Origin of the sequence: Vibrio qingdaonensis, from assembly GCF_026191675.1 — a bacterium.
Taxonomy (GTDB): Bacteria; Pseudomonadota; Gammaproteobacteria; order Enterobacterales; family Vibrionaceae; genus Vibrio; species Vibrio qingdaonensis.
Genome location: NZ_JAKRRY010000029.1, coordinates 39,361 through 58,603 on the forward strand (window position 1 = coordinate 39,361; position 19,243 = coordinate 58,603).

Sequence of the window (19,243 nt, forward strand, 5' to 3'; positions counted from 1 at the left end):
GGAGTTTTTATGGCCATTAGCAATGATAAGCCCCGGCTTGACTCTAAAGTACAATACGCTTGCCATTATTGAGATAAGTGGTACATGCGACGCGAAGTAAAGAGGTGAAATTGCCTATTTCACCTCTTTTTGTGATGACCTCTTTATAAATACGCGTGAGAAACTCTGCCACGGAGAGGTCTGCGTCAGAAGCAATATCCTCAATTACTTTCCAAAATACGGCTTCTAGCCTGATACTAGTGACCACGCCATCCAAGCGCACAGAGCGTGACTTTAGCTCAAATAATGCGAGCTCTGTCCCTGAGTATAGTTCACACATAGCCTGACCAATTTGTTGAGGTTCTACCTGCTAGCATAGTCGACTTACCGCTTATGTCTGTTAGGCTTTGGTCGTAATCGTTATATGATTAGCTTGGTAACAAAGTATTAAATTGTGCAAGCCAACGAGGGTGAGCTGGCCATGCGGGGGCTGTTACAAAGATGCCATCGGTATACGCTTCAGTGACATCAATATCGATATATTTCGCACCCGCTAGTGTTACTTCTGGGGCGCAAGCAGGGTAGGCTGATATCTTGGCACCTTCGATAATGTTGGCAGCCGCGAGGAGTTGTGCTCCGTGGCAAATGGCGGCAATGGGCTTCTTGGACTGAGCAAAGGCTTGCACCAATGCGATGACGCGAGGGTTAAGGCGCAGGTATTCTGGAGCTCGGCCACCAGGGATAAGCAACGCATCAAAGTTATCGTCATGGATGTCGTTAAAAGTTGCATTCAGTGTAAATAAATGACCAGGCTTTTCAGTGTAAGTTTGATCGCCTTCAAAGTCGTGAATCGCGGTCTTTATTGTGTTTCCTATTTCTTTGTCAGGGCACGTGACGAGTACCTCATGTCCGACCATTTCTAATGCTTGAAATGGCACCATCAACTCATAATCTTCAACGAAGTCGCCAGCAATAATTAATACTTTAGCCATCTTTCAGTTCCTTTTTTGACGTTACCATTTTGCAAATAGTAAGATGCGAGAGGCTAGATGTTAACAATATTGTTACAATGCTAGGTAGTATTGGACTACTACATGAAAAGTTAATCACCCATTCGCGCACACAAAAAAAGCCCGATGAATATTCATCGGGCAAAGATGTTCTCCACCTATAGGGAGTTCCTTGCTAGCCCATTATTTGGTAAGGCAGGTCCTTATAACAGGAAGCAAGGAGAAAGGTAACAGAGACTACAACGACAAAAAGCCTTTCATCTGTTGAAGAACATATTCTGCTTGTTCTTTATCTTCCATCTCACAAAAAATACGTAACAACGGTTCTGTTCCTGAGAAGCGAGCAATGACCCACCCCCCATTTTTAAAGTAGACCTTAGCGCCATCGGCGTAGCTCACTTTATCAATATCGTAATCAAATTCAGGCAGTTGCTTTTCGATATAGAGTTTGTGGTATAGGCTATCCTTTTGTGAGGCTTTGAACGTACAGTCACCCTCGGCGGTATAGGCGTAGCCATATTGACTGTAGATTTCATTTAATAACTCAGAGAGCTTTTTGCCGGTGACACTCAGCATTTCTACCAGTAAGCTTGAGGCGAACACGCCATCTTTACCTTTAATGTGGCCTCTAATGGTTAAACCGCCCGAGCTTTCCCCACCAATAAGTGAGTCGTCAGCTTCCATTTGGGCACTAATGTGCTTAAAGCCTACCGGAACCTCAAAGGCCTTTTGTCCATAATGCGCGGCGATCTTGTCGAGTAGATGAGTGGTTGCAATATTTCGAACTACCGAGCCAGTCCAACCTTTATACTCAAGTAAGTAGTAGTACAACAGCATCAAGACTTCGTTGGGATGAATGAAGTTACCTTTTTCATCAATGATGCCCAGTCGGTCGGCGTCACCATCGGTACCAATACCGATATCATAGCCTTCAGCCGCAACAAGGTGCTTTAAACGATAAAGCGTAGCGGCATTCGGGGATGGCATTAAACCACCGAAGTCTGGATTTTTACCATCGTTGATAACATCAACATCGCATCGACCATTGATTAGTACGGTCTGCAGAGCGTTCTTAGCCACACCGAACATAGGATCAATGAGCACTCGTAAGTTGGCTTGCTTGATCGCATCAATATCAATCAGATCGATAATTGAATCGACAAACTGATTCATTGGGTTGATCTCAATGATCTTGTTTTGTTGAACCGCGGTTTCAAAGTCGAGACGTTGGATCTGTTCCGCGCTTAACGTAGCGATCTGAGATTCGATCTTTTCTGTGATGATCTCATCAGCATCCCGCCCCCCTTCGATAAACACTTTCACGCCATTGTAATCGGCGGGGTTGTGAGAGGCGGTGATGCAAGCAGAATAGGCGCAGCCCATGTGCTTAGCCTGATACATGACGATAGGCGTTGGTACAAATTTATTGATGAAGCTAACCGGGATATCATTTCCTGCGAGTACTTCGGCAAACCATTGACCGGCTTTATCCGATAAAAAGCGTCGGTCGTAGCCGATGACAAACCCCTTATCGGCCACGCCTTCGTGGTTAATAATATTGGCTAAGGCCTGAGCCACAATCCTAACGTTATCTCGGGTAAACTCTTCGCCAATAAACGCACGCCAGCCACCCGTACCAAATTTAATCATATTTCTCTCCTAACGAGCTCCGAAGAGCTCGTATTGATAGTTGCTATTGGGTGGGAATTAGCCCAGTACCACGTGGATATGGTTGATAGAGCCTGCTTGTTGTGGTGCGATGGCTCCCGTTATCTCTGTGCCATTTAGTGTCATGGATTTCACGCCTTTACTCACACTATCTGGGTTCTCTACGGTGATGTGATAAGTGGCGTCACGCCATTCTCTTGTCACTTTAAAACTCGGCCAGTCCGTTGGAATACAAGGGTCGACAATGAGCCCCTCAAAGCTAAGGCGAACCCCTAAGATGTAATTCGTTGCGGCGTAGTAGGCCCAGCCAGAAGTCCCCGTTAGCCAAGGATGGTTGGCACGGCCGTGATCTTGATGATCGCGGCCCATAACAAACTGTACGTACGAGTACGGTTCAGTGATACGGGTTTCGATATTGTTGTTTTGATTGTATGGGTTAAGTGAGTCGTAGAATTTCATCGCTTGATCACCACGGCCTAGTTTCGCTTCGGCTACCCAAGCCCAGGGATTCGGGTGAGAAAAGATAGCGCCATTTTCTTTCACGCCTTGATAAACACGCGTCACGAAACCGATATCATCATTAGGTGTAGCAAAAGATGGGGCGTTGAGGTGCAGTCCGTAATCGGAATATAGGTATTCGTCAACGGCATCCATTGCCTTTTGACCGCGCTCTTCGCTAACGGCGCCAGAGACGACGGCCCAAGTATTTGACTCAAGGTGAACTTTCCCTTCGGTTTGTTCATTGGTACCGACTTTGTCACCATTTTTGGTGATACCGCGGATATACCAGCCACCGTCGTCATCCCAAAGGTGAGTTTCACAGGCATCTTGAACTTTCTTAGCCATGGCTTCGTAGCAAGCAACATCGTTAGGCTTATCAAGGTAATTGGCAAGGTCGACAAACTCTTGTAATGCCCAGTAGTGCAAGAAAGCCACCATAGAAGACTCTCCGCCACCGAGGTTTAAACAGTCGTTCCAGTCCGCACGTAGTCCTTTAGCAATGCCTGTTGCGCCAACATGCTCATCTGTGAAATCTAACGCCGCTTTCATATGTTCGTAGACGGTCGCATCGCCACCGTCAGCATAAGGGATGACTTCATTAAAGAACTCGGTTTCACCGGTTTCCATGACATAGCGGCAAATGGTGGGGATCAACCATAGATGATCATCAGAGCAAGTGTCGGCAATACCATGGATCTTATCTTCGTCACTCGGAGTTGGAACCACCGTTGGAGATTTTGATGGCTCAACATCGGCTTTCTCAGGATCAAACCAATCGGGATCAAACAGGTGCAAACCATAACCCGCTTTAACTTGCCCTCGAAGTAAATCGACAATACGCTTTTTCGTCATTTCTGGGTTCGAGTGTGGCACAGCCATCGCATCTTGAGCCGTGTCTCGGTAACCCAGCCCTGTGCGTCCACCGACTTCAATAAAGGAAGCAAATCGTGACCAAACCACGCAGGTTTCGGCTTGGTATAACGTCCACGCATTGAGCATGGTATCAAGCCCTTCATTAGGAGACGTGACTTGGAATTTTGCGCAGCGTTCATCCCAGTGAGTCTTAATTGCGGCAAAGGCTTGGTCAACTTCATTTAGATCTTGGTACTTTTTACGCAACCGAGCACCATTCCCTTTGCCAATACCAAGCACGTAGGCAAAGCGAACCTCTTCACCAGGCTGAATTGTGAACTGTTTATGCAGTGAACCACAATGGTTGTAGCAGGTTTGAACATGGTTTGAACACTGCCCACGCTCAACGGCGATTGGGTTTGATTCATCGCGGTAAAGCCCTAAGAAGCTGTCTCGCTGACCGTCGTAGCTATCCGGTTCAAAGGTTGAAGCAAGATAGTAGAACCCTTCTTTTTCATTGGTGTTATAGAAAAGGTCGTACTCGATCACGCCATCTTGATACTCAGTGCCAGCTGAATAGAGCGACATTTGATGATTCTGGTTGTCTGAGGCAATGTGGCTAAAAGAAAACTCTACAAAAGAAAAGGTACTGATTGTGCGTGGCTTATTACTGGTATTACGCAGTACCACATCCCATACTTCGGCGTCTTCACCTTTAGGGATGAAAAGCGTTTTTGTCGCTTCAATCCCGTTGTAGTCACATTTAAATTTTGAGTAAGACAGCCCATGACGCACTTCGTACTGAGCTTCTTCTAAGCTCTTCGCAACGGGCTGCCAAGAGATAGACCAATAGTCACCCGTTTCATCATCTCTTAAATAAACGTAGTGTCCCGGTCTATCAAACGTCGCATTGGGACGAAATTTAGTGACGCGATTATATTCAGGAGAATTGTAAAATGAGTACCCCCCTGCATTGTGTGATATCACCGTACAGAACTTTTCGGTACCAAGATAATTGGTCCAAGGTGCTGGAACGTCGGGACGAGTGATAACATATTCACGGTTGTCGTTATCGAAGTAGCCGTATTGCATGAGTATTTCCTTATAAAAACTTCTAATTATTCAGTGATAGGTATGCGATGCATGATCTGTCTCTACAGAGAGTGGGTTATTCAGACCATGGGTGTCGATACCGGATGTTTTGCCTGTCGAGCAAGGTTAAATGGGGCTTTAGCCTTGCCAGAAAATAGGGGTAATCTTTACGTTGTTCATGACACCAAGCGGTTTCGGCTAGCGCGAGTAAGCGCGGGAAAACCATATAGTCTAAACGGTCCTGATGAGTGATGATTTCTGTCCACAGTGCGGCCTGTATACCGAGAATGCGCTTCTTAACGGGGTCATTATGGGCGATGTCAGATAACGGTTCGTATTGGTAAGCTTGCTCAAGAGAAATGACCGACGCCCAATCGACACCAGGCTCTTCACAGGTATAATCTTGAGCCATATCGAGATAGGTCGTTTGTCCCGGCTGAAGTACGACGTCGTAGCCCATTTTGGCACAATTGATCGCGGCTTCTTCACTTAGCCAAGAGTAGATAATGGTGTCTTTACTCACCTTGTTGCCGAAGTGTGCTTCTTCCCAACCTAGCATGCGCTTGCCAAGTGAGCGCAGCTTATCTTCTGCATAGCGCAGTAAATGCCCTTGCAGTTCTTTTGCACTACTATAGCCATGGGTTTGCATGAGTTTTTTACAGCTTGGGCTATTAACCCAAGAGCCTAGCGGAACTTCATCTGCGCCAATATGCAGGTAGGGGGCAGGGAAGAGTGCGGCAACTTCTTCTAGTACAGTATCTAAAAATTGGTAAGTACCTGCTATCCCAGGAGATAAGGTGTTATCAGTGTAGTGCTGGACGCTGCGATAAGTGGATTTATCCTCATGGTCTACTAGTAGGTGTGGCAAGGCTTTGATAGCGGCGCGACAATGACCTGGGATATCAATCTCAGGGATGACTTGAATACCACGTGCGCTAGCAAATTCCACTACCTCTTTGATGTCGCTTTGTGAGTAGTAACCGCCGTATTTTTCTGAAATATGGTGAAATTGAGGTTTAATTACTTCATCAGGTCCACGCCATGCGCCGATCTCAGTTAGCGCTGGAAGTGCTTTTATCTCGATGCGCCACCCTTCGTCATCAGTGAGATGCCAATGAAAGGTGTTGAGCTTGTAGTGTGCTAATAAATTGATGAAGCGCTTAATTTCGTTGATAGGCTGAAAGTGTCGGGCACTATCAAGCATCACGCCACGGTAGGAAAACCGCGGTTTATCTTGTATGGAAACAAAGGGTACTGAAAGTGTTTGTCGAGCTTCATCAAAGGCGCATAGCTGCAGTAGTGTGCTCGCACCGTATATAAATCCTGCAGTATCAGTGGCTTCAATAATGACACCGCCATGGCTGATATTGAGCTTGTATTCTTCGCTGCTAAGCACAGGGCTACGCTTAAAGTGCACACCTTGTTGTCCTATCGATTTAGGTGTCATCGCAAATAACCGCTCAACCTCTTCTTGAAGCCAACCCGCTGCGCCTTTATTGTCTGGATGATCCCATGAAATCTGGCTATAGCGTGAGAGTTCAAAGTGGCCATCAGTGAAAGTAATCTGTTCCGGGTGAGGGATGAGCTGATGTTTATGCGCGATTACGTTCGGTACCGTGGTGTGTTTATCGTAACCATGTTTAAGAACGATAGGTGACACACTGACCGTTTCTCTCGATAGTGAATCTGTGTCTAAATATGCTTCTTTAATCCCATCGGAAAGGAAGCGAAACGGCGCGGTTAGGATAGAAAACTCTATATACACATGGTGGTTGGAATAGAGCACAGAATCGGTAAGTTCAAGCGTGCAAAAACTGCCTGTTTGAGTAATGTGACCGACAGAAATACTGGCAGGATCGATATAGCGGTCAAAGGTAAAGCTAAGGCGCCAATGTGGGTAGCTTTTCTCAGATAGATTATGCAATGTTAAGCCAAAGCGACTGCCTTTCTTATGGCTGTCTAGTACGGCAATATCGACGCGAAAATCCATACTCGCCTCCCTTTAATATAGATTGTGTTGGCTTTGTCCAGCCATCATCAGTGCCCCATCCATAGCATCACCCTTCGGTTCTACAATCCAGCGTTGAGCGGCGGGTGATAACCATTTATGGATACGTTGGGCAATGCTGCCCATCAGGCAAATTTGTTGTGCGCCTTTTTGATTTAAGGCCGTTAAGTACATTTCAATATCGTCAGCGGTTTGTTGCAGTAATGATTTGCCCAGTCTTTCGTTAAGTAAGGCATAGTCGAAAATAGCGGGAGAAAATTGTCCATAATCACAAGGAAGCGCGCTCTTGGACCACTCAACAATGCGGTCCACATCATGCTTAAAGTGCGTCATGACTAAATCCGCTAGAGGAGAAGTAGGACGAATACCATCTTGAATGAGTAGTACTTCTTGAATAAGGCGTAGTCCCATTACCGCGCCTCCGCCTTGGTCTGAAATTGGAAACTCGCGACCACCTACGACAAACTGTTTGCCTTGTTTGAGTAGCAGTCCACAAGAACCAGTACCGGCAATCATGATGGCACCATCTTGACCTTGGTGTGCGCCTAAGCATGCACCGTACGCGTCGGTGTTGAGCGTCATGCTGGCAAAAGGATGGGAGATGGCGGTAAACTTTTGATACGACGATTTATGCTCAGCACCTGCAAGTGCTAACCCAACGTCGAGATTTTTCAGGCTATCTCGATTAAGTCCACTTTGTGTCAGTGCGATGGTGAGTGCTTTGATGATCGCAGACATGGCGACATCAGCACCGAGCATGATGTTGGCGCTACCACTTTTTCCTTCACCAATCAGCTCGCCCTGTTCGTTGACGATTCGTGCTCGACAAGAGGTCCCTCCACCGTCGATACCGGCGATAAATTTAGCCATGGGAAGTCTCCTTCTGTTGATAGTGCTTATGAGTCAATGCGGTAGCCAGCAGGAACCAAGCTGCGTGGGGGATCCATTGCTCTCCCCAGCGCCAGTTTTGTAACATGTCATCTTTTTGATTTGGCGGATTAAAGGCAATGTCGCTTTCATTATCGAATCCAGCGGTGATGCCGTTACAAATGCCGCCATGAGCATTAAAAAATCCGAGGTCTGCCAAATAGTCAGGGTTATTGTGACCGTGCCCATCTAACATGCACATGTCGTAAGGGTTGGAGCCTAGAATCCAGTTCATTGCATTAGCAGCGTAGCTTTCCAGCGCTTCTTTTAACTGTGAATCATGGAGTAGAGGTTGCACGGTCAGTGCCATCGTGGCCAAGGAGGCCAGACGGGCGTTTTCCCCTTGCCACCAATAACCGGACTCGTTGTTATGGGGAACAAAGAACGCGCTGCGTTTAGCATCATCAATGGGCTTTACATACTGGCGAGGATAGCCAAATGGGTTATACACCTCCTGCGTCACATTAAGCTCGAATTGGCATGCCTCGTGTATGAGCTCAATGAATCGTTTAGTGCGAGAAGAGTCATCTTCAATTGCGACGTATTCATTGAGCGCGATAACGGGCAGTCCCGCTTCAGCTGCGTGATAATAAGGGCGAGATCCATCGTCATTACTCGACCAATAGAAAGTAAACTGCTCATCGTGGGCCGCTCGTTGTGCTAGCGCATCGGCCCAGTATCTTGCTTCTTTTAAGTACTGACTTTGCTTGGTAGAGCGATAAAGCTCGACGCTAGCAAGCAGTGCACAGTACTCATCTATGATGTTTTCAGTGCCGTCATTTAGGTACTGCGTATTGAATTTTTTTAGGTGCGCGTAGCCTGATTCGGCTGCGGTTAAAAATTGCTGTGCTTCATCCGCAGAGAGGTTGGCTAACCGGCTTGCTTTCGCTAATGCGGCAATGGCCATCCCCCCACCTTGACGAAACCCAGCCTGATAGTCGCACTTCTTGTGGCCCAATTGAGTTTCGTAGGCGCAGATTTCGCGTTGTTCGGTATCTTTGCTCCATTTATCAAACACAGTCATGTAGAAGTAACCGTCGGGGTGCTGCATACGCAGTAAAAACTCAGCGCCGTAACGTGCTTCCTCATGGAGTCTAGCTTGTACAAAAGAGCGTTCTAGAGAGCTATGTAATACGTCATCTGCTTTTAATAGATTCCATACCACCATCGGGGTTTGTTGAGGATTGAGATAATTGGCGTAGGACAAATGACTTAAGTACTTACTTACGTCACCAGAGGCGTCATACCAACCGCCATGAACATCAACGCGTTCGTTACTGCCAATCACTTTTGCTGCTTGGTCAGCGTTATCAAAAATACTGCCGCTGCAACGTTGAGATTTGAAGTAATGGATCATATCGGAAAAAGCGCGATCCAATAGGCGATGATGTGCAATTTGAAAGCGATGGGAACAAACCGATTGGTAGCTTAGATAATATTCGCCAGGTTGTGTCCATTCACTGAAATCAATGTCAAAAAAGTAACCTTGATGCCATTCATCAATTTGCGCACCACCGGAGAGAGGCAGTTCTGAAACGATGGTATGAGTACTGGCATCGATCAAGAATGCGTTACTCAGCTCTGTGAGTGCCGTTGGCGACATGACAACCGCACGTTTGGAGCCGGTTGCTTGATAACCAATGTGGTTTGTTAAAAGTTGCATGATGTATCCCAGCGAATGGTGTTAGTCAGCTCCCTCTTGCGAGGGAGCGTTTTATTAGTTGTCGTTGATTAGTTTTCGTAAAGGTAACAACGGACGAAGTGGTTCTCTGCCAATTTAGTGACACTTGGCAGGGCTTCGTTACAGCGGCTGGTGGCATGGGTACAGCGCCCAGCAAATGGGCAACCAACAGACTGTGGTGTCCACAGTGGAATATCGCCTTTATTACCCTTCAGCTTTTCATGAATCGACTTGGATGGATCAGGTACTGCCGAGACCAGCAATTGCGTATAGGGATGCTGAGGGTTTGCGATGACTTCATCAGTATCGCCCCATTCCACCATATGTCCCACGTACATAACGGAGATGTCTTCAGCGATGTATCGCGCCGTTGCAATGTCATGGGTGATGTACAGCAGTGACATTTGTTTTTCGAACTTCATCTCCTCCATTAGGTTAAGGACACCTGCACGGATAGAGACATCCAACATTGAAGTTGGCTCATCCGCGAGAACGACTTCAGCGCCAATGGCGATGTTCCTTGCAAGGTTGACACGTTGACGCTGCCCACCAGAAAGTTGATGGGGGTATTTTGCCGCGGTTTCTTTTGCTGGAATGAGTCCAACTTGTTCCAGTAAGTCGTAGATGCGCTCTTCCAGTTCTTTCTTATTGCGCTTGCTTACTTTGTTATGGATGAGCAAAGGGCGCGCAATGTGGTGAAAAATGGTGTGTGTTGGATTGAGAGACCCAAATGGGTCTTGCCATACCATTTGTACACCCTGACGATACTGGGTTAGCTCAGCTTGCTTTTTAATCTCTTGAATATCTCGACCGCGATATTTAATTTCGCCGCCACTTGGCGCATACATTTTTGCGATCATTTTTGCAGTGGTTGATTTACCTGAGCCGGACTCGCCTACAACGGCTAAGCCGCGACTCTTATACATTTTGAATGACACGTCATTAATTGCGCGCATCATTGGTTGAGATAGCGTATTACTGTTAATTGGAAAGTCTTTTACGACATTGTTGCCTTCAATTAGCAGTTCACCATAGTTGCTCATATTCATCTCCAGAATTTATTGTGACGTCCTGTTTTTACTGGTGGTTGTCTATGACAACACGTCGGCTACCGCAATTTGCTCATTGTATAAATGGCAATTTGAGAAGCGGTTTGACTCAATTTGACGCAATTGTGTCGGTACCTTTGTACAGGCTTCATGAACACGGTCACAACGAGCCTGAAAGCGGCATCCTTGTGGGATTTCCAATAGGTTTAGCGGGTTACCGGGAATGCCCGTTAACTTGGTTTTTGGCCCAGTTAATGGTGGGAATGAACTTCCCAGCCCTTTGGTATACGGGTGGTAAGGTGATTCAAGAATCGCTTTAGAAGGCGCCACTTCGATCAGCTCACCTGAGTACATGATCCCGATGCGATCTGAGAATTCGACCATTAAGGAAATATCATGAGTAATGAACAAGATAGAAAAGCCAAACTCTTCTTTTAATGCGTAGATCTTTTGTAGGATCTCGCGTTGAACCACCACATCCAGAGCGGTAGTTGGCTCATCCATAATGATCATTTTAGGGTTGAGCGCGAGCGCGATAGCAATCACGAGGCGCTGGCGCATGCCGCCTGAAAATTGGTGTGGATAGTCGTTGAGTCGACTTGGGTGAATATCCACTATTTCCAATAGACCTTCGGCACGTTTTTTTGCTTGTTCACGCGTCATATTGGTGTGGCGCATGATGACATCGCAGAACTGCTCCTCAATCGTGAGTACGGGGTTTAAGGCATTCATGGCACTTTGAAAGACCATGGACATCTCACTCCAGCGAAACGCTTGCATACGTTCATCGCTGTATTTAAGGATATCTTCACCATTGAAGATAACCTCACCACCGCTGATGTAGGCTGGTGGCTTATGTAAACGCATCAGTGAAAAGGCGACGGTGGATTTACCACAACCGGATTCACCCGCCAGACCAAAGACTTCTCCCGGTGCGATATCAAAGCTGACGTTGTTACAGGCTCTGACGTCGCCAGCATCGGTAATGTAATCTACGCAAAGGTTGCGGATTGAAATTAAAGGTTCAGACATAATTAACGGTCTCCGCTCCAAAGTGCATTTTGTGGTGGTAGTTCAGGCTCGCGAGTCGTCTTGTCTTCTTTCACCATTTTTTTCCAACGTTTCATCCCTTTGTGAGAGCGAAGCTGAGGGTTGGCAATTTCATCAACAGCGAAGTTGAGTAGCGCAAGACCTGTAACCAATAAGATAAGAGCAAAACAAGGGGCAAGCATTTCCCACCAAGCGCCAATCAGCATTGCCGACGACGTTTGTACGTTGTAGAGCATGATGCCCCAGCTAACGGTATTCGGATCGCCCATGCCCAAGAAGGAGATAATGGCTTCCATAGAAATGGCGTACATGACCGAACCAATGAAGCTTGCACCAACAATTGAGATAAGGTTTGGTAGTAACTCAACAAAAATAATGCGCAGCTTTGACTCACCTAAGACTTCTGCTGCCTTAACAAACTCTTTTTCGCGTAAGGACAGGGTTTGAGAGCGTATTACCCTTGCTCCCCAAGCCCAGGACATAAAGCCAATGACTAAGGAGATGGTAAGCGGGCCTGCCTCACCAATAAATGCAGCGACAACAAAGAGTAATGGGTACTGAGGGATCACCAACATAATGTTCATGGCGGCGGTTAACACATCATCGACTCGGCCACCAAAGTAACCTGCCGAAATACCAATCACCGTCGCTAAGATGCACACCGTAAGACCTGCGCCAAAGCCCACCATGAGAGATACTCGAGCACCGTAGACCACTTGTGACCATACATCACGGCCCATACGAGTTGTGCCTAGCGTGTGATCGGCTTTCTTTGACATCAGCAGTGAGCGGCGGTTGTCGGCAAGGTTTTCTGCTACCCAGCCATCTGGGTTTGCTTGTGCCATTTTGACAATAAAGCCTGGATACTCGTGAGGATTACCAGTGCGCTTGTCTGGCGCGTGCTTAGTAATTAACGGTGCTGCCACAGCAAGAAAGATAAACAGACCGATAATGACAAGTCCGATACGTGCGGTGGTATTTCGCCACACTAGAGAGAGAAATCCTTTCATGATTATTTGCCTCCTTTACGTAGGCGAGGGTCAAGCACGACATACAGCATGTCGGCGACAAGGTTAAAGAACAGCATAAAGAGAGTCATGATAAGTAGTTGACCTTGAAGAACTTGGTAATCACGAGCGTGAATAGCGTTAAGCATGACGCTGCCTAAACCTGGATAGTTGAAGATAATTTCAATGATCAGTTGTCCACCAAGCGCCATACCTAACGACATGGAGAGCGCGGTGACACTTGGTAGCATGGCGTTACGAGCGGCGTAATTGAATACCACGCGGTTTTCGCTCAGGCCTTTGCCCTTTGCCATGGTGATGTAGTCTTCATTAAGAAGGTTAATCATGTTGTTACGCATATTGACGAGGAAGCCGCCAATTTGAATGATCGTCGCACAAATGAGAGGTAGAACCGCGTGATACAACACATCCTTAAGGAAAGTCCAGCTTGTCCAATCTGGCGTCGTCCCTGCGGTATACGCGTAACCTGTCGGGAACCACTTAAGACCGATTGCGAAAATGAATAGCGCTAGCATCGCAATAACGACTTGAGGAATGGCCTGAACAATCAGCATTCCGGGGGTGATAAACGTATCGAAGCGACTGCCACGTTTCCACGCCGCGAAGATGCCAAGCACTGAACCGATAGAGAAAGAAAGCACTACGGCGCAGCCTGCTAGAAATAGTGACCAACCAAATGCGCTGCCCAGTAAGCTGTTTACTGACAATGGGAAGAATTGCACAGAGGTGCCAAGCTCCCAGCTCAGAATGTTCTTCATGTAGGCGATGTATTGAACAAAATAGTTACCATCAACGAAGCCAAGCAATTCTTTCATTGCGGCAATACGTTCTGGTGTAATTTGTACCGTAGTATGCGCAAACATCATGGTGACTGGGTCGCCTGGCATTGCGCGTGGAATAATAAAGTTGATAGTGGCGGCGACTAATAGCGCCATACAATAAAAGGACAATCGTCTTAAAAAATAACCCATAACTTACACCTTGTTAACCCAGTGGTAGTATCACTGGAATTGCCGTCCATAACGTCGAGACGAGCTATCCCCTGACGACAAGCGCCACTCATTCAATTGAATACAGGAAGGGGATGAAAGCGGTACGGATGCACCGCTTTTAATTACATACTTACTTGTTTATTTTACTGGTTTTAGGTCCAGCACGTGCAATAGTCGCTCAGGAATACCAGCCCAGATATTTGGACGGCCTTGAGGGTTTTGCTCGTTCCACCAGCCCGTGTAACGAGTGGTGTTGTACTGGAACATATAAGCACCAGACATGACAGGTACTGTCACTTGGTCTTCTGCGATGATTTTCTGAATACCATGTGCGATCTTCATTTGTTCATCTTTATTTGCGGTCTTATAGAAGCTGCTTAATAGCGAATCTAACTCAGAGTTTTGGTAGAAGTGCATCGCGAAGCGAGGCATACCATCACCACTTTGTAGTGTTGAGTTGTATGCGCTGTTCCAATAAGTATATGGATCCGCACCGTGGAAATAGTTGGTATATGCGACGTCGTAAGACCCTTCAAGCATGGATTGGTTGTACACAGAGAAGTCTGGTGTACGCGCTTTTGCTTTAATGCCTACTTCAGCAAGTTGCTCAACAGCGAGTTGCACTGTGTTGTTAAAGTCAGTCCAACCATTAGGAGATTGAATTAACAGCTCAAAAGATTTGCCAGATGGAGTATCGACAAAGCCATCACTGTTTACGTCTTTGAAGCCAGCTTTTGAAAGGAGCGCTTTTGCGCCTTCCGCGTCATAAGAGTTATAACCCTTAAATTTGTTGTGTGTGGTTTCATCAGACCATGCTGCAAAGGCATAACCTAGACCAGAAGCGAAGTCATTAACCGTACCGCCACCGTAGAATGCGATATCAATGATGGTTTGACGGTCAAGTGCCATTGAGAATGCACGACGGAAATCGACATTGTTAAGCGCTTCATTTTTAACTTGATCTGGGTTCTTAAAGTTAAGCATGAAAGCTTGTGTACCTGATGGCGGGTACCAGTAGTGGTGATTTGGACTTGCTGCTGCGTAAGTACGGTCAATATCTGGGATGAACGATGAAGTCCAATCCATTTCAGAGTTAACCACTTTGCCTAGGAACTGATCGTTGTTCGCAATTTGAGGAACACGTAGACAATCTACTTCTAGGTTATCCGCATCCCAGTAGTTTTCGTTACGACATTGAACATAAAGTTGCCCTGTAAAGGTGTCGATCTCGGTAAATGGCCCCGAACCTACAGGGTTTTCATTGGTAAACGTAGCTGGATCTTTAATATCTTTCCAAACATGCTCAGGGACGACAGGCACTTTAACGATTTCGTAAGGCACGTTTGAGTTTGCTTCGGTGAGGTAGAACTTCACTTGGTGGTTGTTAACTTTTTCTACTTTCTCTACCCAAGAGTTAATGCCACTTTGGTCAAGTTCAGGTTTTGATTTAACAAGATTGAATGAGAACAGGACATCGTTAGCATCAAAAGTTTCGCCATCTGACCATTTCACACCTTTACGAATGTCAAAGGTGACCGTCATTAGGTCGTCGGACATTTCGAAGCCTTCAGCAAGACGGAATACCGGTTTGTTCCCGTGCATCTCATTGAAAACAACCAACGGTTCATAAATAAAGTCCGTTGTTGTGTGTAGGTTCGTCGCACCCAAGTATGGGTTAAAGTTACGAACAAAAGTATTGAACTCTTTTGGGTGAACGGTCAGTTCATTACGTTCTGCTGCAGTTGCAACAGAGCTAAACCCTGATACTGCAGTGGCGATAATTGCTGTCGCGAGTGCTGTTTTTTTAATATGCGCAAGCATAGCTATTCCTTACTATTTGCTTTTGTTTCACTGGGTAAATATTGGAGACTTACCCTCACGTTTTGCTAAAGCCTACCTCTTATCTGATTCCTAAAGAGTGGCCTGTAAGCCTTAGGCGTTACTAAGAAAACACCTTAAAGAAGAATTTATCAATTAGCTTCTCCGTCAAAAACGTTAATTTGCCGTGACTGGTTGTTAAAAACGTCAAAGCGGCACTTTTTTGAGTGTTTTTTGAACGAGTTGTTAAGGTGATGAACGTCACGAACTACAGACTATTGAGAGATTAATGTTAGTGCTTACTATCATTTTTTTCCTTTGTTAATGGTGGTTGTAAGTCTACAAATTAAATGGGTGATACTTATCACACCATAAAATGACACGTTAATTTGATTTGGAAATTAGTAATGGCAATTTGTTGTGACTATCATCGCAAAGTCACTATTATCTCACTAATCACCGATGGTTATTACCATGTGAACGTATAAATTTTTCGCTAGATAGGCAGACAATGCGCCCTTTTTTTTTATTGAATATAAAGTGAGTATTATCATTTATTTTTCATACATGACGCTCTCTATGGGCATACGTTTTGTTCAAGTTTTTATGGACGAATTGAGGTTCAGGCGTGCTTTTGGTTTGGTTGTTTCTTGTCGCGACTGTTTGTTATTTTGTAGGAGTATTCGTGATACAAAGTAAAAAATCGTATTTCAGGCAAGTTATTGCGTGATCTTAAGTCCAATCATAGAGAGGGTGAATGGCTGTATCAGATTTATGATTTAGCCTTCCACTTTTCGTGGGAGGTAAAATGAAAAAAAGTGCAGTAATGATAATCTTACTGGCGGGGTTAGTGGGTTGTGGTGGTGGGTCTGACTCTGAGACCGCGACACCCAACAAAACACCCGTCCAGCTAGCATTAGAAAGTGGTGATGCATCATTAGTTGATAACGCCAATGACTTTATTGATGCGAGCCAATCTTTGGTGGCGAGTTATAAGCGTACGTATAACGGCATTAAACGTGAATTAGCGCAAGACACCAATGGCAACAATTTGTCTGATTTATATTGGGACCCTACCCATGATGCCGCAATACTCTCGCCTACTTATGGGTTTAATGACACTATTTTAACCACCAATAAAGCAATGAATACTGGGTATGATGATCAGGTATTGACCATTGGTGTTGCGGGTATTACGTCAGACAATGTGCGTTACGCAGCGCTTGGCAGCAATCCATTTCGTACTAAGCAGCGCTTTCCTAACTCGGTGAACCAGTCAATGGAGAGGTGGCTACAAAATCTTGTGCAATGGGTCATGTCTTCAACTCAAGCACCGAGACGTATTGTATTAGCTCAGCTTGACCAGTCCCACTATTTCCCCGACGCCCAAGCGACTCGACATTGGTTAACGGAAACCTATTCAGATTCATTGCTGATGAATGCTGATAATCAATGTGATGGTGAGCAATTACTTGCGTGTTTACAAGCAAAGCCTGATATGTTGATTCTATCCCAACAGTTAAATGCCGGAGACAGTGCTGACTCAGTACTTCACGGGGTGGAGTATGCGTTAGAGCATGGCATTCCAGTGTTGTATCTACATTTAGATGGCGGCATGACCGAACTAGGTAGCCGATTACTTGAGCGCTTACACATTAATTACGTTGGTGATAACTATTGGCGTAAGCTTGGCTTAACGAATTGGGATCCGACCTCGCTTATCGACAAAGTACCAGATTCAATATTGCAGCAGCAAGCGCTATTACAGCGACTGCAGCGTGATAGTTTTAGTGTCGACCTTAGTTTATGCGATGATAAATCGTGTCGTGCAGATTCGATGATGGCCGAGCAGTTCTACCCAGCAGCTGAGGGTATACGCCAGCATCTAAATCGGCTTGATAGTAATAAAGTGGATCTCTTTTCAAGCCCGGATTATGCCTATGAAAAATTATTGCTGCTACTTGCCGATCATTACCGTCAATCGGTTCTATTTCCTATGGATAAAGACAGCACAGAAACGCTTGATTTTTTGAAATCTTATTTCAGTGATTATACTCAATACCATACTCGCAAGCTTAATCATGCCCAGCCAAGTTTAGGGAATTTTAGTACTCGATCTTTTGAAAATATGCCGTTAATAAATAAGACGGTGTTACTGGAATCAAAACGCAGTTTCCGTTCAGCAGGTGTGTATGCCATTCCCGGTCAAACCTTTAAGGTGACACGTCAAGATAATCAACCCGTTACGACCTCTATTGTGTTAAATACTTTGCGTAGCGGGGCAACGCATGAATTTTCTAGTAATGGGGGGTACGCAAGACCTAAGTTTCTGACATCAACGAGTTACCGAGTTGAGCCAGGAGAAACGATTTATTTAACTTCAGCGTATGGCGGTACTGTTCAGGTTCAGTTTGATGCCAATGATATTCCAGTTGAGCTCTACTTCGAAAATGTGGCCCAGCACCCAGTGTGGCGAAGTGGAGTCGATAACGAGGCGTTTATCGCACAACTTAAGTCCGCTCAGTTTGATTGGGCGGAGTTGATTACTCCGGGATTTGAGGTGCACGCTAAGGCTGACAAAATGTTGGAATCTGTGAGCTCAACAGATTGGGCGCAGCCTCAAGATATGGCGGCAGCTACCGAACGTTATGTGCATAACTTCCCGCACGCACTGGCTGGTTTTCAGGGGCCGGGCATTGATACGATCGATGAGATCCACCAATACGGTAAAGATCAAGGTTGGACCATTGAGACCATTGATATTGTTAAGCACATGAATGCCGACCAAGCAACCTGTGGTTATGGTTGCTCGGGCAATCCATATGATGCTTACTGGTCGTTTCATCCGCTTGGTCATGGTGATTTGCATGAACTCGGTCATGGCTTAGAGAAAGGGCGCTTTCGATTTACTGGTTGGGATGGCCACTCCACCACGAACTATTACTCCTACTACAGTAAGTCTCGTTATTATGTCGACACAGGAAAGGTCTCTTCCTGCCAAGGGCTCGACTTTAAAGGGCAATTTGAATTACTGCAGCAAAGCCGATTGCAAACCGACCCAAATGCTTTCATGGCGGCGCAAAATCAAACTGGCTGGAGCTGGGGAGCGCGTATCTACTTACAAATGATGATGTCAGCTCAGCAGCAAGGGGTATTGAAGAACGGTTGGCACCTGTTAGGCCGTTTGCACCTTATTGAACGTGAATTCAATAGATTGAAAGCGAGTGAGGTCCTTTGGGAAGAGCGTAAAGCCTCGATTGGTTTTACTCATTACTCTCAGGCTGAAGCGAATGCGTTGAATAATAATGATTGGCTGTTGGTGGCGTTAAGCTACATTACTCAGCGAGATATGCGTAGCTATCTTGATATGTGGGGTTTTAGTTTTAGCGATAAAGCCAAGCAACAAGTGGCCGCGATGAGCTTAGATGTCATGCCAATGACTTATTTTGCTGCAACTTCACAGGGTTATTGTTTGGACGAGTTTGCTACCAATCCTGTCAGTATTAATGGCAGCAACCTTTGGCCACTTAATTAGTGGAAAAACTGCCGAGCATCAGCGTACTAAAATTATAAGCATAGAGTGACAGA

13 protein-coding genes are annotated in these 19,243 nt (G+C 45.8%); 1 reads left to right on the top strand and 12 read right to left on the bottom strand.

The window, feature by feature from the left end; all coding sequences use genetic code 11:
* Positions 1-43: 43 nt before the first annotated feature.
* The 12 genes from MD535_RS18565 to MD535_RS18620 form a co-directional block, all read right to left on the bottom strand.
* Complete coding sequence (locus MD535_RS18565) at positions 44-319, bottom strand: ribbon-helix-helix domain-containing protein (RefSeq protein ID WP_265676545.1); 276 nt, start codon at positions 317-319, stop codon at positions 44-46.
* 88 nt (positions 320-407) lie between these two features.
* A complete protein-coding gene (locus MD535_RS18570) occupies positions 408-971 on the bottom strand; it encodes a DJ-1/PfpI family protein (RefSeq protein ID WP_265676546.1) in 564 nt (187 codons plus the stop codon).
* A gap of 255 nt (positions 972-1,226) precedes the next feature.
* Complete coding sequence (locus MD535_RS18575) at positions 1,227-2,639, bottom strand: phosphoglucomutase/phosphomannomutase family protein (RefSeq protein ID WP_265676547.1); 1,413 nt, start codon at positions 2,637-2,639, stop codon at positions 1,227-1,229.
* A gap of 57 nt (positions 2,640-2,696) precedes the next feature.
* Positions 2,697-5,102 carry a GH36-type glycosyl hydrolase domain-containing protein gene (locus tag MD535_RS18580; RefSeq protein ID WP_265676548.1) on the bottom strand — a complete coding sequence of 802 codons (2,406 nt, stop codon included), beginning with the start codon at positions 5,100-5,102 and terminating at the stop codon, positions 2,697-2,699.
* Between the two features lie 76 nt (positions 5,103-5,178).
* Positions 5,179-7,092 carry a beta-N-acetylhexosaminidase gene (locus MD535_RS18585; protein ID WP_265676550.1) on the bottom strand — a complete coding sequence of 638 codons (1,914 nt, stop codon included), beginning with the start codon at positions 7,090-7,092 and terminating at the stop codon, positions 5,179-5,181.
* A gap of 12 nt (positions 7,093-7,104) precedes the next feature.
* Complete coding sequence (locus MD535_RS18590; protein WP_265676552.1) at positions 7,105-7,980, bottom strand: N-acetylglucosamine kinase; 876 nt, start codon at positions 7,978-7,980, stop codon at positions 7,105-7,107.
* Positions 7,973-9,700, bottom strand: a complete 1,728-nt coding sequence (locus MD535_RS18595; RefSeq protein ID WP_265676553.1) for a glycoside hydrolase family 9 protein — start codon at positions 9,698-9,700, stop codon at positions 7,973-7,975. The genes MD535_RS18590 and MD535_RS18595 overlap by 8 nt, the downstream gene beginning before the upstream one ends.
* Before the next feature lie 68 nt (positions 9,701-9,768).
* Positions 9,769-10,761: an ABC transporter ATP-binding protein gene (locus MD535_RS18600; protein ID WP_265676554.1), complete on the bottom strand. Its 993-nt coding sequence runs from the start codon at positions 10,759-10,761 to the stop codon at positions 9,769-9,771.
* 48 nt (positions 10,762-10,809) lie between these two features.
* Complete coding sequence (locus MD535_RS18605; protein ID WP_265676555.1) at positions 10,810-11,799, bottom strand: ABC transporter ATP-binding protein; 990 nt, start codon at positions 11,797-11,799, stop codon at positions 10,810-10,812.
* A 2-nt stretch (positions 11,800-11,801) separates the two neighbouring features.
* A complete protein-coding gene (locus MD535_RS18610; protein ID WP_265676556.1) occupies positions 11,802-12,827 on the bottom strand; it encodes an ABC transporter permease in 1,026 nt (341 codons plus the stop codon).
* Between the two features lie 2 nt (positions 12,828-12,829).
* Complete coding sequence (locus MD535_RS18615) at positions 12,830-13,816, bottom strand: ABC transporter permease (protein WP_250617419.1); 987 nt, start codon at positions 13,814-13,816, stop codon at positions 12,830-12,832.
* A gap of 159 nt (positions 13,817-13,975) precedes the next feature.
* The gene (locus tag MD535_RS18620; protein ID WP_265676557.1) at positions 13,976-15,658 is read right to left on the bottom strand and encodes an ABC transporter substrate-binding protein; all 1,683 of its coding nucleotides are present in this window, start codon (positions 15,656-15,658) and stop codon (positions 13,976-13,978) included.
* A gap of 805 nt (positions 15,659-16,463) precedes the next feature.
* Between MD535_RS18620 and MD535_RS18625 the strand changes: the two genes are divergently transcribed.
* Complete coding sequence (locus MD535_RS18625) at positions 16,464-19,190, top strand: ImpA family metalloprotease (protein ID WP_265676558.1); 2,727 nt, start codon at positions 16,464-16,466, stop codon at positions 19,188-19,190.
* Positions 19,191-19,243: the final 53 nt, after the last annotated feature.